Annotated in this window: 13 protein-coding genes; 7 read left to right on the top strand and 6 right to left on the bottom strand. The window is 70.0% G+C overall.

Features of this window, described 5'->3' with window-relative positions; genetic code table 11:
• Both QN357_RS11690 and hemE read right to left on the bottom strand, forming a co-directional pair.
• Positions 1–887: protoporphyrinogen/coproporphyrinogen oxidase (locus QN357_RS11690; protein ID WP_323504920.1), on the bottom strand; the 887-nt coding region annotated here is incomplete at its 3' end.
• A gap of 11 nt (positions 888–898) precedes the next feature.
• A complete protein-coding gene (hemE, locus tag QN357_RS11695; RefSeq protein ID WP_134560692.1) occupies positions 899–2,095 on the bottom strand; it encodes a uroporphyrinogen decarboxylase in 1,197 nt (398 codons plus the stop codon).
• An 83-nt stretch (positions 2,096–2,178) separates the two neighbouring features.
• Here hemE and QN357_RS11700 point away from each other — a divergent pair, with 83 nt between their 5' ends.
• Entirely contained in the window at positions 2,179–3,531 is a 1,353-nt protein-coding gene (locus QN357_RS11700; RefSeq protein WP_134560693.1) for a glutamyl-tRNA reductase, read from the top strand.
• 103 nt (positions 3,532–3,634) lie between these two features.
• Here QN357_RS11700 and QN357_RS11705 read toward each other — a convergent pair whose 3' ends face one another.
• A complete protein-coding gene (locus QN357_RS11705; protein ID WP_134449209.1) occupies positions 3,635–5,020 on the bottom strand; it encodes a glycine--tRNA ligase in 1,386 nt (461 codons plus the stop codon).
• A gap of 210 nt (positions 5,021–5,230) precedes the next feature.
• Here QN357_RS11705 and QN357_RS11710 point away from each other — a divergent pair, with 210 nt between their 5' ends.
• The 5 genes from QN357_RS11710 to QN357_RS11730 are packed head-to-tail and all read left to right on the top strand — an operon-like array spanning position 5,231 to position 10,917.
• Positions 5,231–7,540, top strand: a complete 2,310-nt coding sequence (locus QN357_RS11710) for a carbon starvation CstA family protein (protein WP_134449210.1) — start codon at positions 5,231–5,233, stop codon at positions 7,538–7,540.
• 10 nt (positions 7,541–7,550) lie between these two features.
• A complete protein-coding gene (locus QN357_RS11715; RefSeq protein ID WP_416172962.1) occupies positions 7,551–7,829 on the top strand; it encodes a YbdD/YjiX family protein in 279 nt (92 codons plus the stop codon).
• A 43-nt stretch (positions 7,830–7,872) separates the two neighbouring features.
• A complete protein-coding gene (locus tag QN357_RS11720) occupies positions 7,873–8,880 on the top strand; it encodes an alpha/beta hydrolase (RefSeq protein WP_323504921.1) in 1,008 nt (335 codons plus the stop codon).
• Positions 8,881–8,882: 2 nt separating this feature from the next.
• Positions 8,883–10,238, top strand: coding sequence for an alpha/beta hydrolase (locus QN357_RS11725; RefSeq protein ID WP_134449212.1), 1,356 nt, complete (start codon positions 8,883–8,885; stop codon positions 10,236–10,238).
• A 46-nt stretch (positions 10,239–10,284) separates the two neighbouring features.
• A complete protein-coding gene (locus tag QN357_RS11730) occupies positions 10,285–10,917 on the top strand; it encodes a YdeI/OmpD-associated family protein (RefSeq protein ID WP_323504922.1) in 633 nt (210 codons plus the stop codon).
• Positions 10,918–10,967: 50 nt separating this feature from the next.
• On the opposite strand, the gene QN357_RS11735 is transcribed toward QN357_RS11730, so the two are convergent.
• The 3 genes from QN357_RS11735 to QN357_RS11745 all read right to left on the bottom strand — a co-directional run bounded on the left by QN357_RS11735 (position 10,968) and on the right by QN357_RS11745 (position 15,528).
• On the bottom strand, positions 10,968–12,467 hold the full coding sequence (locus QN357_RS11735) for a purine-cytosine permease family protein (protein WP_323504924.1): 1,500 nt from the start codon (positions 12,465–12,467) through the stop codon (positions 10,968–10,970).
• A gap of 83 nt (positions 12,468–12,550) precedes the next feature.
• Positions 12,551–13,459: a serine hydrolase gene (locus tag QN357_RS11740; RefSeq protein ID WP_416347618.1), complete on the bottom strand. Its 909-nt coding sequence runs from the start codon at positions 13,457–13,459 to the stop codon at positions 12,551–12,553.
• A 104-nt stretch (positions 13,460–13,563) separates the two neighbouring features.
• Positions 13,564–15,528, bottom strand: a complete 1,965-nt coding sequence (locus tag QN357_RS11745; RefSeq protein ID WP_134449216.1) for a M13 family metallopeptidase — start codon at positions 15,526–15,528, stop codon at positions 13,564–13,566.
• Between the two features lie 80 nt (positions 15,529–15,608).
• Here QN357_RS11745 and QN357_RS11750 point away from each other — a divergent pair.
• On the top strand, positions 15,609–15,889 hold a 281-nt coding region (locus QN357_RS11750; RefSeq protein ID WP_323504926.1), incomplete at its 3' end, for an MATE family efflux transporter.

Below are 15,889 nucleotides of genomic sequence, written 5' to 3' on the forward strand. Positions count from 1 at the left end.
GTATCGGGGCTCTCGGGGCTTTCGGGGGCACCGGACTTTTCGGAGGCTTCCGGCCGGGGCGCGATCGTGACCTGCCAGGGTCCGGCCGTGACGGGGCGGATGCTGGTGACGGCGGCCTCCGTGAACACCTCGACGTCGAAGCGGTCGAGTTCGGCGCGGAGCGCGGTCACGAGGCCGGCCATGCCGCCGCGAAGCCCGGAGACCGCGGAGCCGGCGGGAGCGGCGCTGCGGAGGGAGAGCACGGCGCCGGACAGCGACCCGGTCACGGTGAGGGCGGCGTTGAGGCCGGGAGCGACGACGTCGACTTCGAGATCGTCTGCTGAGGAGGTGTAGACGCCCGCGGTGACCGGCTCGACGAGGCGTTCGAGGACGCGGCGGCCCATCCGCTTGCGGACGAGTTCGCCGAGGCTGTGCTCCCTGCCGATCGTGAGCACGGGCATGAGGCGGTCGAGCCAGGCTCGCAGGGCTCCCGGCCAGCCGATCACGCGGCGCACGTCCTCTGCGAGCGGGGAGCCGGGGATGCCGAGGACGCCAGCCCGGGGCATCGGAACGCTCACCGCGGGTCCGCCAGGACGATCGGATGGCAGGCAGAGCCACGCGCCGGCGGCGTTCGGCTGCACGACCCGGTCGGCGAGACCGAGTCCTTCGATGAATTCGGCCACGGCGTTGCGGCGCACCGCGAAGCTCTCCGCCCCGCTGTCGAGGGTGAGCCCGGCGACCTCGTGGCTCGCGAGCGCGCCGCCGAGGTCGCGTCCAGCCTCGAGCACGGTGACGCTCAGCCCGACCCTGGCGCACTCGCGGGCAGCCGAGAGGCCGGCCACCCCTCCGCCGACGACGACGACGTCACGCACGCCGCTCATCCGCCCGCCCCGCGGCGCTTCGCTCATCGCTCGCCGGCTCAGGACGCGGCCGGCGTGGACGCCGGCTCGCTCGGTGCGGTGGCGGATGCCCCGGGTGCTCCGGTCTCCCCGTGAGCGCCGGCAGTGACCTCGTGCACGAATGCGACGAGGCGGGTGAGCACGGTCGGGTCGGTCAGCGGCGGGACGCCGTGGCCGAGGTTGAGCACGTGGGCAGGAGCGGTGCGCCCGCGCTCGAGCACGTCGAGGACGTGCGCCTCGAGGACGGGCCACGGCGCGGCGAGGAGCGCGGGGTCGAGGTTGCCCTGCAGGGGGACGTTCCCGCCGAGTCGGCGATTGGCCTCGTCGAGCGGCACCCGGTAGTCGACGCCGACGACGTCCGCGCCGACGGCGTGCATCTCGTGGAGAAGTTCGCCGGTGCCGACGCCGAAGTGCACGACGGGGACGTTGCGCCGGATCGGTGCGTCCGCACCGGGCGCGGTCTCGGCATAGCTGAGATCGCGCACGTGGGCGATCGCAGCAGCCGACGCCGGGGCGACGAACCGGCTGTAGTCGGCCAGGGAGAGCGCACCGGCCCAGGAATCGAAGAGCTGTGCAGCGCTCGCTCCTGCGAGCACCTGGGCGCGCAGGAAGCGGCCGGTCACCTCTGCGGTCCAGTCCATCAGGGAGGCCCAGGCCGCAGGGTCGGCGTGCATCAGGGTGCGCGCGTGGATGTGGTCCTTGGACGGGCCGCCCTCGACGAGGTAGGCCGCAAGGGTGAACGGCGCCCCGGCGAACCCGATCAGCGGGGTCCCGCCGAGCTGGGCGACCGTTCGGGCGACGGCCTTCCGGATCGGGTCGAGGGTGGTCTCGAGCACGGCGGGGTCGAGGGAGACGAGCTCGGCGACGTCGCGGGCGGTGCGGACGGCCTTGCCGAGCACCGGCCCCATCCCGGCGACGATCTCGACGTCGACACCGACGAGCTTGAGCGGGATCACGATGTCGCTGAACAGGATTCCCGCGTCCACCTGGTGCCGGAGCACGGGCTGGAGGGTGATCTCACTGGCCATTTCCGGGTCGAGGCACGCATCGAGCATCCGGGTGCCGACCCGCAGCGACCGGTACTCGGGAAGGGAACGCCCGGCCTGGCGCATGAACCACACGGGGGTGGCCTCCGGGCGGGTGCCCTGGTATGCGCGGATGAGGCGGGAATCGGCGGTGAGTCCGGAGGCGAGGGGGTGTTGAGCGTCGAGGTTCATTTGTGTCAATTCTGTCAAACTTTCAGGAGCCAAGCGCTTTCCGCAGATGATCCACGCCCAGATGGACAAAGTAGACTCACCGAGTGCTGATCTGCCTGTCCGCGAACCACAAGAACTCGAGTTTCGATGTACTCGAGAAGCTGTCCGTCGGCGCGCCCGGCACGGCAGGCGGCATCATCGAGCGATACCCGAGCCTGTCCGGAGCGGTCATCGTCGCAACCTGCAACCGCTTCGAGGCCTACCTCGACCTCGACGAACCCGACGGCGCCTCCCCCCTCGAGGCCGTACAGGCCGCGATCGCGGGCGTCAGCGCCGGCACCGGCGTCACCGCTGAGGTCCTCCGCGAGACCCTCGACTTCGTGCACGGCAACGGCGTCGCCGAGCACCTGTTCGCGGTGACGAGCGGCCTGGAATCCGTCGTCGTCGGCGAGGGCGAGATCGCAGGCCAGGTGCGCCGCTCCCTCGAGCAGGCCCGCGAGCGCGGCACGACCACCCCCGAACTCGAGCGGCTGTTCCAGCGCGCGTCGCAGACCTCCCGCGGCATCAAGAACCGCACCGGAATCGGCGCGGCCGGGCGGTCACTCGTGCGCCTCGCCCTGCAGCTCGCCGAGACCCGCATCGTGAACTGGGCGAGCACCCGCGTGCTGCTCGTCGGAACCGGCCGTTACGCCGGCGCCGCCCTCGCAGCGCTCCGCGACCTCGGCGTCTCCGACGTGCGGGTCTACTCGCCCACCGGGCGCGCCGTCAAGTTCGCGGGCTCGCATGGCATCACCGCGATCACCGAGTCGGGATTCGCCGTCGAAGCCGATCGTGCCGACCTGATCCTGACCTGCACGACCGTCGAACACCACGTCGTCACGGCCGCACTGCTCCGGGAGGGCGCGGCAGCAACCGCGGATGTCGACGCCGGAGCACAGCCGGTCGCTCCGGCCGGCCGACGGCTCATCATCGACCTCGGCCTGCCGCGCAACGTCGCTCCTGACGTCACCGAGGTCCCGGGAGTCGAGCTGCTCGACCTCGAGACCATCCGCATCCACGCCCCGCTCGAAGAGCTCAATGCGACGAGCGAGGCCCGCCTGCTCGTCGACCGCGCCGCACGCAAGTTCTCTGCGGTCGCGGAAGAGCAGAGCCTCACCCCAGCGGTCGTCGCGTTGCGCAGCCACGTCTTCGACCTGCTCGATTCAGAGATCGAACGGGCGCGCGCGCACGGCGACGATACCGAACAGACCGAGCGGGCGTTGCGGCATCTCGCGAGCGTCCTGCTGCACACGCCGATGGTGCGCTCACGCGAACTCGCGAGGGCCGGTGAGCAGGCCGCGTTCACCGGCGGCCTCGACGCCCTCTTCGGCATCCGGGTCGAGTCCGGCGCCGGCTCCGTGGCCGAGTCCGCTCCGCCCCTGGATCCGTTCCCCGGATCGGCGCACCGGGCCTCCTGAGCGCTCGCGCGCGGCGTCTCGGCGTCTCTTCGGCGAGCGCGGGAGCTGCGCCGCTGCGCGGGTGGCGGACCACACGCGCAGCGGCGAAAAGCCCGTGCTCGGGTCAGGCTCCGCGGAGGCGCTCGGCGAGGTAGGCGTCGAGCTTGTCGAGCGGCACCCGCTCCTGCTGCATGGTGTCGCGGTCGCGCACGGTGACGGCCTGGTCTTCGAGAGAGTCGAAGTCGACCGTGATGCAATACGGGGTGCCGATCTCGTCCTGGCGGCGGTAGCGGCGCCCGATCGCGCCGGCGTCGTCGAAGTCGACGTTCCACGACTCGCGCAAGCGGGAAGCGAGGGAGCGCGCCATCGGCGAGAGCGCCTCGTTGCGGGACAGCGGAAGCACGGCGGCCTTGATCGGCGCGAGGCGCGGGTCGAGCTTGAGCACGGTGCGCTTGTCGACGCCGCCCTTCGCGTTCGGCACTTCCTCCTCGTGGTACGCGTCGACGAGGAACGCCATCAGCGAGCGGGTGAGCCCGGCCGCCGGCTCGATTACGTAGGGCACCCAGCGCTCGTTCTTGGTCTGGTCGAAGTACGAGAGATCCTTGCCCGATGCCGCAGCGTGCGTCTTGAGGTCGAAGTCCGTGCGGTTCGCCACGCCTTCGAGCTCGCCGAACTCACTCCCGCTGAACCCGAAGCGGTACTCGATGTCGACGGTGCGCTTGGAGTAGTGCGAGAGCTTCTCGGCCGGGTGTTCGAAGAAGCGCAGGTTCTCCGGCTCGATGCCGAGGCCGGTGTACCAGCTCATGCGCTGCTCGAGCCAGTACTCGTGCCAGGTCTCATCTGTGCCGGGCTCGACGAAGAATTCCATCTCCATCTGCTCGAACTCGCGGGTGCGGAAGATGAAGTTGCCCGGTGTGATCTCGTTGCGGAAGCTCTTGCCGATCTGGCCGATGCCGAACGGGGGCTTCATCCTGGCAGCCTGGAGCACGTTGGCGAAGTTCACGAAGATGCCCTGCGCGGTCTCTGGACGCAGGTAGTGCATGCCCGCCTCGTCGTCGACGGGACCGAGATAGGTCTTGAGCAGGCCGGAGAAGGCGCGCGGCTCCGTCCAGATGTGCCGGTTGCCGCAGTTCGGGCAGGGGATGCCGTCGAGGCCGCCCTCTGCGGGGCGCCCCTTCTTCTCCTCGAACTCCTCCTCGAGGTGGTCGGCGCGGAAACGCTTGTGACAGCTCGTGCACTCGACGAGGGGGTCGCTGAAGACCTCGACGTGACCGGATGCCTCCCACACCTTCCTGGGCAGGATCACCGAGGAGTCGAGCCCGACGACGTCGTCGCGGCTCGTGACCATGAAGCGCCACCACTGCTTCTTGATGTTCTCCTTGAGCTCGACGCCGAGGGGCCCGTAGTCCCACGCGGACCGGGATCCGCCGTAGATTTCACCCGCCTGGAAGACGAACCCGCGGTGGCGGGCGAGGGCGATGACGGAATCGAGGCGGGAGGGTGCGGCCACGGTGGCTCCAATGGTCGAGGGTGGATGTGGGGCGTGCCGTGCGGAAAATCCCGGTCAGGCGTACCCATTTTAGGCGCTCGTCCCGGTGCGCCCCTCTGGCTGTTAGCCTTGCTAAGGAATCATCACGAATTCAGCTTTTTCTCAGCTTGGATTCGGCACGGTCGTGAACCGCACCTCAGCACCATCTGCACCACCCTCAAAGGAGAGATCATGGGCACCAGGCCCCGCACGCCGCACGACGCTTTCACGGGGGCCGGTCCGCTCGATCGCGATCCGTCCCTGCTCCCTGTCGCACTCGACCAGACCGAGCACGACGCCCAGGAGCGACGCTGGACCCCGGCCAAGATCGCACTCTGGGCCGGCATCTCCCTCCTCGGCGGACTGAGCTGGGTCATGCTCGCGGTTGTCCGCGGCGAGACCGTGAACGCCATCTGGTTCGTCTTCGCCGCGGTGTGCACCTACCTGATCGGCTACCGCTTCTACTCGAACTACATCCAGAAGCACCTGCTGAAGCCCGATGACCGCAGGGCGACCCCCGCAGAGTACAAGGCGGACGGCAAGGACTTCGCGGCGACGGACCGCCGGGTGCTGTTCGGCCACCACTTCGCCGCGATCGCCGGGGCAGGCCCGCTCGTCGGCCCGGTGCTCGCCGCGCAGATGGGCTACCTGCCCGGCACGATCTGGATCATCGTCGGCGTCGTTCTCGCCGGTGCGGTGCAGGACTACATCGTGCTGTTCTACTCGATGCGCCGAGGCGGACGTTCGCTCGGCCAGATGGCCCGCGACGAGCTCGGCAAGATCGGCGGCACCGCCGCCCTGATCGCCACGATGGCGATCATGGTCATCATCGTCGCGATCCTCGCCCTCGTCGTTGTCAACGCCCTCGCGGCGAGCCCCTGGGGCGTCTTCTCAGTCGGCATGACCATCCCGATCGCGCTCTTCATGGGCTGCTACCTGCGCTTCTTCCGCCCGGGCAAGGTCAGCGAGGTGTCGATCATCGGGTTCGTGCTGCTCCTGGCCGCCATCATCGGCGGCGGCGCCATCTCGAACACGGCGTGGGGAGCATCGTTCTTCCACGTCGACCCGGTGCCGCTCGCGATCGGCATCATCATCTACGGCTTCGTCGCAGCGATCCTCCCGGTCTGGCTGCTGCTCGCCCCGCGCGACTACCTCTCGACCTTCATGAAGATCGGAACGATCGGGATGCTCGCGATCGCGATCATCATCGTGCGCCCGGAGATCACGGTCCCGGCATTCAGCGAGTTCGTCGCCAACGGCGGACCGGTCGTGAGCGGGTCGCTCTTCCCGTTCCTCTTCGTCACGATCGCCTGCGGTGCCCTTTCCGGCTTCCACGCCCTGATCGCCTCCGGCACGACCCCGAAGCTCATCGAGAAGGAACGCCAGACCCGCTTCATCGGTTATGGCGGCATGCTCATGGAGAGCTTCGTCGCGATCATGGCCCTCGTCGCCGCCGTCTCGATCGACCGCGGCATCTACTTCGCGATGAACTCCTCGGCGGCCCTCACCGGGGGCACCGTCGAAGGCGCTGTCGCGTTCGTGAACAGCCTCGGGCTCACCGGGGTCAACCTCACCCCCGACATGCTCACCCAGACGGCGAAGGACGTCGGAGAGGCCACGATCGTCTCCCGCTCCGGCGGCGCCCCGACGCTCTCGGTCGGGCTCGCGCACATCATGCAGCAGGTCGCAGGAGGCTCGGGCATGATGGCGTTCTGGTACCACTTCGCGATCATGTTCGAGGCGCTGTTCATCCTCACCGCCGTCGACGCGGGCACCCGCGTCGCGCGCTTCATGCTCCAGGACAGCCTCGGCAACTTCTTCCCGAAGTTCAAGAACACCTCCTGGCGCACGGGGGCCTGGCTCACCACGGGCATCATGGTTCTCCTCTGGGGCGCCGTGCTGATCATGGGCGTCACGGACCCGCTCGGCGGCATCAACACCCTGTTCCCGCTCTTCGGGATCGCGAACCAGCTGCTGGCCGCAATCGCACTCGCGGTGTGCATGGCGATCGTCGCGAAGCAGGGCAAATTCAAGTACATCTGGATCGTCGCCGTGCCCCTCGCGTTCGCCGCGATCATCACGATCTACGCCTCGATGCTGAAGATCTTCTCAACCGTCCCCGCGGTCGGTTACTTCGCCCAGAACAAGGCATTCTCCGACGCCCTCGCGGCGGGGAAGACCTCGTTCGGAACGGCGCCGAGCGTCGCGGCCATGGAGGCCGTGGTACGGAACACGATGGTGCAGGGTCTCCTGTCGATCCTCTTCGTCACCCTCGCGATCATCGTGATCGTCTCCTCGGTCGTTGCGACCTGGAAGTCCTGGAAGAGCCGCGATTTCGGCACCAACGAGGACCCTGCGCTCCCGTCGCAGATGTTCGCGCCCTCCGGCTTCCTGCCGACCCCGGCCGAAAAGGAGCTGCAGGGCCGCTGGGAAGCCCAGGCTGCCGCCGAGAAGAACGCCCGGACGGCGCGGAACGCCGGCGCGGGCACCCCTGGCCGGTGACGGTCCGGTGATGACAGCAGGGGCACGCCGGGGGCAGCGGATGCCCTCGGCAGGCGGGACCTCGCTCGCTGCGCTCCTCGGCGGCATCCGCCGGGCAGCGCGGAGCGTGGCCTGGTACGTCAAAGGGGTGATGGGAGAGGACGCCTGGGACAAGTACCGGGCGCACCACGAGGCCGCGCACGGGACCGCGGACCCTGCTCACCCCACCGAGCGGATGATGACCGAGCGCGAGTTCTGGCGGGACCAGACCGACCGCCAGGACGCCAACCCGCAGGGCCGCTGCTGCTGACCCACTCCTGAGGCTCGCGTCGGCTTCAGGAGAGGGTGGTCGGATGGGCAACCGGTCCACCCCGCGGCGCCGCTGGATCGCCGCAGGCGCCGCCGGCCTGGTGCTGCTCGTCGCCACCGTCGTCGTCACGGTCAGCGTCGCGTCCGGACTCGCGCAGCCGGACCAGGCCGTCCCCGCGCTGTCTCTCCCCGACAGGCCGGCACCGCCCGCGCAGGCGGTGGATGACTCGTCCCCCCTCTCCGCGACCTGGCGGCCACCGGCCGGCCTGCCCGCCCAGGGCACCATCGGCAGCGTCCGGATCCCGGCGACCGCTTCGGGTTTCAGCGCGCGCGACGCCGAGGTCTACCTCCCGCCGGCCGCGCTCGTCCCCGACGCCCCAGCCCTGCCGTTCGTGCTGATGATGATGGGACAGCCGGGCGATCCGGACGCCGGCCCGATCGCATCCGTGCTCGACGCCTTCGCCGCCGCCCACAACGGCCTCGCCCCGATCGTGCTCGTCGCCGACCAGCTGGGCGACCCGGATGTCGACTCACTGTGCCTCGACACGGCGGAATACGGCCGGGTCGAGACGTACCTCGAGGAGGACGTTCTCACCTGGGCGCGCGGCAACCTCAACATCGAGGCCGGCCGCGAATCATGGACCGTCGCCGGGTTCTCGAACGGCGGCCAGTGCGCCTTGTCGCTCGCGCTCCGGTACCCGGAGGTCTGGGGCAGCCTCATCGACGCCTCCGGCACGGTGTATGCGGGACTCGAGACGGAGCCGGAGGTCCTGGCTGACGTGTTCGGGGGTGACCAGGCTGCCTACGACGCGACAAAACCGGCCACGCTGCTGGGCAGGAGCCGCTACCCTGACACCACGGCCGTGTTCACGGTCGGCTCGGAGGACTCGGTGATGGAACCGGGGCTGAAGGATCTGAGCGGAACGGCCAGGGCTGCGGGGGTGGCGGTGACGTACTACGAGGTGCCCGGCGAGGGCCACTCCTTCGAGGCGCTGGGCGGTGGACTCACCGAGGCGTTCGGCGTGCTCGCCAGCCGACTCGGGCTCGGCTAGGCGTGGACGCCCTCCAGGCGCTCCTGCGCACGGATATCCTGCACGGCCCCGTCATCGTCGGCGCGTACACCCTGTCCGGCGCGGCCGTGGTCTTCCTTCTCGCCCGACGACCGACCCCGCGCTGGCTCATGACCGTCGCGGTCGCGGTCGCCTCCGGAGGCGTTGTCGCTGTGCTCCTCTGGTTCTTCCTGGTGCGGGTCTTCAACGTGTTCGGGATGGGCCTCGTGCCCGTGGCGTACGCGTGGCTCGGCGCGGCCTGCGCCGCCGTCGGGATCGCACTCGTGAACCTGTGGAAGACGCGGCCGGCACGCCGGAGCCTCGCCGCCGCATCGGTGCTGCTCTTCGTCGCGACGGGGGCGCTCGGGATCAATGCGGGCTATGGCCTTGACCGCACCCTCGGCGCGCTTCTCGGGGTGAACGTGCTGCCGCCGATCGCACTGAATCCGGCAGCGCCACGCTCGACCCCGGTCGCAGGCACCGGCTCCCACCCTGGCTCGAGAGCCGACCCCAACCCTGACCGGACGGGCCGCGCCCTCTGGCAGACGTGGAATCCACCCGCCGACATCCCCGCCGCGGGAAACACCGGGAGCCAGGTGATCCCGAACACCGTCTCCGGATTCCGCTCCCGGCCGGCCGGAATCTACCTGCCCCCTGCGGCGCTCGTCCCGGACGCGCCGGCATTGCCGCTCGTGATCATGCTGCTGGGCCAGCCCGGCAACCCCGACCCGGAATACGTCGCGGCGAGCCTCGACCGTGCGGCCTCCCAGCACGGGGGTCTCGCGCCGATCGTCGTCGTCGCCGACCAGCTGGGCGATCCCTCCGTCGACCCGCTGTGCCTCGACACCGCGAGGTACGGAAACGCGGAGACCTTCCTCACCAGGGACGTCGTCGGCTGGGCTGCCGCGAACCTCAACGTGACGCACGACCACCGGTACTGGACGATCGCCGGGTTCTCCAATGGCGGCCAGTGCGCGATCTCCCTCGCGGCCAAGCATCCCGACATCTGGTCGAACGTGATCGACATCTCCGGCGAGTCATTCCCCGGCTCCGAGATCCAGGACCAGACCCTGAACGACGTGTTCGGCGGCAGCCAGGCGGCCTATGACGCGCAGAAGCCGGTGAACCTTCTCGCCGGGCACCGCTACCCGGGGACATTCGCGATCTTCACTGCCGGCGCAGCTGACCCGGGCGTCGCCGCCGGGCAACGGACGCTCGTCGACGCAGCCCAGGCCGCGGGAATGACCGCGTCATACGCCGAGATCCCCGGCGTCGGGCACGAAGTGGGGGCGCTGAACGGAGGCCTCGACGCCGGCTTCGCCGCGCTCTACCCGCGCCTCGGCCTCGCTCCGCCCTCCTGACCCCTCCCCCGACCCGGGCGGCGCGGGACGCGGGTATGGTCGTCGCATGACTGAACGGGACGCGGGCGGTGACCAGGTACCGCGCATCCACCCTGAGTCGGTCGAGGAGTGGCGGACCTGGCTCGTGGAGAACCACGCGGTGTCGACCGCGGTCTGGCTCGTCTTCTGGCGGAAGGCCGCCGGCCGGCCGATCCTCGCCTACGAGGACGCCGTTCTCGAGGCGCTCTCCGTCGGCTGGATCGACAGCAAACCGGCCCGGCTGGACGAGCACCGGACGATGCTCTACTTCTCACCGCGGAAGCGCGGCAGCGCCTGGGCGAGGCCGAACAAGCTGCGCATCGAACTGCTCAGGCGCGAGGGGCGGATGCTGCCGGCCGGGGAGGCCGTCGTCGCGGCCGCAGAGGCGGACGGTTCCTGGACCCGGCTCGACGAGGTCGAGAACCTCACGGTTCCCGCGGACCTCGGCGCAGCTCTCGACGGGATCGGGGGTGCCCGCGCGCAGTGGGACGCGTTCCCGCCCTCGGCTCGCCGCGGCATCCTCGAATGGATCGTGCAGGCGAAGACTCCGGCGACCCGCCAAAAACGTATCGATGAGACGGCTGTGCTCGCCGGCCGGGGCGAACGGGCCAACCGGTGGAAGCCGAAACCCCCGGCCGACCCCGCACCGGCGCCCGACTGAGCGCGGCCCGTCCGCGCCCCCGCGCCGCGCTGCCTGCCGACGCGGGCGGATCAGACGGGCTGCCGCTCCTGGGCGCGGACGGCGCCGCGGCCGACGAGGAGCATGCCGCAGAAGCCGATCACGAAGGCGACGAGCACGCCGAGGTTCGCGAACGCCCAGTCGCCCGTCCGGCCGCCGAGGCCGAGGGGATCGAGCAGGTACCCCTGCCAGGCGAGCCAGTCCGCGAAGCCGTTGGTGACGAGGCCCCAGCCCACGACGGACCCGAGCACGAGGAGTGCGAGCGCGCCGACCCGCACGCTCCCGTAGCGCCCGCGCGGGTCGAGGAGGCCCGCGGCGTCGTAGCCGGAGCGGCGGAGCGCGAAATCGGCGAGGAAGATGCCGCACCAGGCCGCGACGGGCACGCCGAGGGTGATCAGGAAGCCCTGGAACGGACCGAGGAAGCTCCCGGCGAAGAACACGACGTAGATCGCGCCGAGCACCATGATCACCCCGTCGATCCCGGCGGCCGCGAAGCGCGGCACCCGAAGCCCCGCCGCGAGGAGCGCCAGCCCGGAGGAGTAGATGTCGAGGACGGCGCCGCCGATCAGGCCGAGAACCGCGACGAGGGCGAACGGAACCAGGAACCAGACCGGCAGGATCGTCGTGAGCGCCCCGATCGGGTCGACGGCGATGGCGGCGCTGAGGTCGCTCGATGACCCGGCGAGCAGGAGCCCGAAGAGGAGCAGCACGACGGGGGCGAGCGAGGCGCCCGCCGTCGTCCAGCCGACGACGCCCCGGCTCGAGGCCGAGCGGGGCAGGTACCGGGAATAGTCGGCGGCGGCCTGCACCCAGCCGAGGCCGAAGCCCGTCATCATGAAGACGAGCGCGCCGATCACGTGGGGGGTGTCCCCGGCGGGGATCGCCGCGATGGCCGGGAAGTCGATGTGATCGACGACGAGGAACACGTAGACGACCGTGAGCAGGCCCGTGACGATCGTGATCCATTTCTGCAGCCGCATGATCAGGTCGAAGCCGAAGACGCCACCGAGCACGATCAGGCCGGCCACGACGACGAGGGCCACCACCTGGGTGAGCGCCCCGCCGTCCCAGCCGAGCTCGGTGAAGACCGTCGCCGTCGCGAGCACGGCGAGCGAGGCGAGCACGGTCTCCCAGCCGACGGTGAGCAGCCACGACAACGCGGACGGCACCCGGTTGCCGTCGACTCCGAAGACCGCCCTGCTCAGGGTCATCGTCGGCGCGTGGCCGCGCTTGCCCGCGAGCGCCACGAACCCGCAGAGCGCGAAGGAGAGCACGATCCCGACGAGGCCGACGACCGTCGCCTGCCAGAACGAGATGCCGAAACCGAGCAGGAACGAGCCGTAGCTGATGCCGAGCACCGAGACGTTCGCCGCGAACCACGGCCAGAACAACTCGCTCGGGCTGCCGCGGTGTTCCGCGCGGTCGACGGCGTTGATGCCGTTGAGCTCCACCTCGAAGACCGGGCGGATGCCGGGACTCGCCCCCGACAGGCCGGTGTCCGTTTCGGTGTGCTTCCGGTCGTTGGCGGACATCCGCTGCCCCTCTCGTCGGCGGGTCTCTTGGGGTGTTCAGGCGGTTCGGGTGGTCAGGAACTCAGGAACTCAGGAACTCAGGTTCAGTGCACGTACTCGAGCAGGTCGAGGCCGACGGCCCGCATCCCGTCGAGGACAGCGAGGCGCAGGGGCAGGCGGGTGTCGGCGAAGGACATCGAGACGGCATAGGCGACGCCGGCCCGCGGGCCGCGGAGCACGCCGGCCTCGCTCCGGACGCCGGGTCCCGTTCCGGTCTTGTTGACGAGGAGCAGCCCGTGGTCGCCGCCGCGGTGCGCGAAGGGATCGAGCCCGAAGGCGCTCGCGACGAGGGAGAGGTCTGCGCCGAGGGACAGCCAGCCGATCACGCGTTCGCTCGTCGCGGCATCCACGACCTCCCCGCGGGCGAGGGACGTGAAGAGTCCCGTGAGTTCCTGGGCGCTGCCGACGGAGAGCTGGGGTGCGTGATCGGGGCCGCGTTCGTCGCGGACGAGGTCGAGCAGAGCGGTGTGGGAGATGCCGAGCTGTTCGGTGCGCGCCTGGACGGCCGCGAGGCCGACCGCGCGCAGCAGCACGTTCGCTGCGAGGTTGTCGCCGAGACCCCCGACCAGGGCCGCGAGGTCAGCGACGGGAAGCGACGGGGCCTGCAGGTGCTGCCAGACGCCTGACCCTCCGACGGAGTCCGCCGGGGTGCGGTCGAGGATGGTGAGGGCGCCGAATTCGGCGTTCGGGAGCCGGGCGGCGACCTCGATGAGGAGGAGGACGGTTCCGATCCCCGCTGTCGGCATCACGACGTGGTCGTCAACGGAGAAGAGGACCTTGCCGGTCGCGAGGTCGGTGGCGCGGGCCGAGACCTGCACGCCGTCGACGGCGAGGGTGCCGAGGGCCTGGAACCCGCGGCCGAAGTTCGCCATCGACTCCGAAACGCCGTGCCGTGCCCTGCTCGGGGCACCGCGACGCGACCGTCGCTCCGATTCCCGCGCTGGCGTGGACACTTTTTCGGGTCCCTCCGTGTTCCGGCTCCGATTTCCGGCTCCGTGTTCCCCTCAGCACCATAGCCCAGACACCCGACATACGCCGGGGCCGGACGCCGGCGGGGCTACCAGATGGTGACGCGTTTGTCCGGGTCGAGCCAGAGTTCGTCGCCTGCCGCGACGCCGAAGGCCGCGTAGAACTCGTCGATGTTCCGCACGATCTGGTTGCAGCGGAACTCATTCGGCGAGTGCGGGTCGATCGAGATCAGGCGGATGGCCTCCTCGTCGCGCATCTTCAGCTGCCAGGCCTGGGCCCAGGACAGGAAGAAGCGCTGGGCGCCGGTGAGACCGTCGATCACGGGCGGCTCTGCGCCGTCGAGCGAGATCAGGTAGGCCTTCCAGGCGATCGAGAGGCCGCCGAGGTCGCCGATGTTCTCGCCGATCGTGAGCGCGCCGTTCACGTGATGCTCGGGGATCTGCTTCGGCGCCAGGGCGTTGAACTGCTCGATGAGCGAGCCCGTGCGCTCTTCGAAGGCCGCACGGTCGTCAGCGGTCCACCAGTCGGTCAGGAGCCCGTCGCCGTCGTACTTCGAACCCTGGTCGTCGAAGCCGTGCCCGATTTCGTGCCCGATGACGGCACCGATGGCGCCGTAATTCGCCGCGGCATCCCGCTCGTCTGAGAAGAACGGGAACTGCAGGATGGCCGCGGGGAAGACGATCTCGTTGAAGCCGGGGTTGTAATAGGCGTTGATTGTCTGCGGGGTCATGAACCACTCGTCGCGGTCGAGGGGCTTGCCGATCTTGCCCAGTTCGCGCTGGAACTCGAACTCGTTCGCGGCACGCACGTTCTTGATCAGGTCGCCCGCCTCCATCCACAGGGTCGAGTAGTCGCGCCATTTGTCGGGGTAGCCGATCTTGGGCGTGAACTTCTCGAGCTTGTCCTGGGCACGCGCCCGCGTCTCCGGGGTCATCCAGTCGAGCTCGGCGACGCTCTGGCGGTATGCCTCGACGAGGTGGCCGACGAGCACGTCCATGCTCGCCTTCGCGCTCGGCTTGAAGTGCCGTTCGACGTAGATCCGGCCGACGGCCTCGCCGAGGGATCCCTCGACGAGGGAGACGCCGCGCTTCCAGCGGTCCCGCAGCTGAGGTGTCCCGGTGAGGGTGCGGCCATAGAAGTCGAAGCTCGCCTCGACGAAGTCGTCGGAGAGGTACGAGGCGCTCGAGCGGATGATCTGCCAGCGCAGCCAGTCCTTCCATCCGACGATCCCGTCCTCGGTCAGCATCTCGGCCAGGCCGGTCACGAAGCTCGGCTGGCGGACGACGATCTCCTCGAGGGCTCCCGCCGGGGCATCGAGGCCCGCGAGCCAGAGGTGCAGGTCCGCTCCGGCGGCGAGGGCCGTGACCTGGCCCCAGGTCTTGAGGTTGTAGGTCTTCTCGCTGTCGCGGGAGCGCACGTTGTCCCAGTGGTGCCCGGCGAGTTCGGTTTCGAGGTCGAAGACGCGCTGCGCCCTGGCAGCGGCGTCGTCGACGCCGGCGAGGCCGAACATCCGCTCGAGGAAGGAGCGGTACGCCTCGCGGACGGCCGCGAACTTCTCCTCGCGATAGTAGGACTCGTCCGGCAGGCCGAGCCCGCCCTGCTCCAGGAAGACGAGGTAGCGCTCCGGGTTGCCCGGGTCATTGTCGACATAGAGCTGGAAAGCGCCTGCGACGCCGGCGCGCTCGAGGCGGCCGAGGGTGCCGAGCAGGGAGGCGACGGAGTCGATCCGGTCGACGGTCGCGAGGTCGGCCGCGAGCGGCGTTGCGCCGAGCGCATTCACCCGCGCCTCGTCCATGAAACTCGAGTAGAGGTCGCCGAACTTGCGGGCTTCTGTTCCGGGTTCAGCGGTCTGCGCCTCGAGGATGATCTCGCGCACGGCCTTCTCTGACTCCTCGGCGAGGAGGTAGAACGATCCCCAGCGGGCCTTGTCCGCCGGAATCTCGGTGCGGTCGATCCATTTCCCGTTCACGTGGCGGAAGAGATCGTCCTGTGGGCGGATGCCCGGGTCGAGTTCGTCGCGGTCGATTCCGGATGCGGTCCCCAGCTCAGTCATGCGTCCATGCTATTCGCTGTGCCCGGGAATTCGAGCCGGGGTGCGACGCCGGGCGAGGCCGGACGGCGCCGGACCGTGCGGTGTCGGCGAGCGACGCTAGAGTCGGGAGCATCGCCATCTTCCGCCAGCGGCCCATCGACCGTGAGATCCTGCGCCTCGCCCTCCCTGCGTTCGGCGCCCTCGTCGCCGAGCCCTTGTTCCTGCTCGCCGACTCGGCGATGGTCGGGCATCTCGGCGCGGTCGACCTGGCCGGACTCGGCCTCGCGAGCGCGGTGTTGCAGACCATCGTCGGGCTGATGGTGTTCCTCGCGTACAGCACGACCCCTGCCGTCGCCCGCTGGCTCGGCGCCGGCGACCGCGG

Source organism: Cryobacterium sp. RTC2.1, from assembly GCF_035018685.1.
Lineage (GTDB): Bacteria > Actinomycetota > Actinomycetes > Actinomycetales > Microbacteriaceae > Cryobacterium > Cryobacterium glucosi.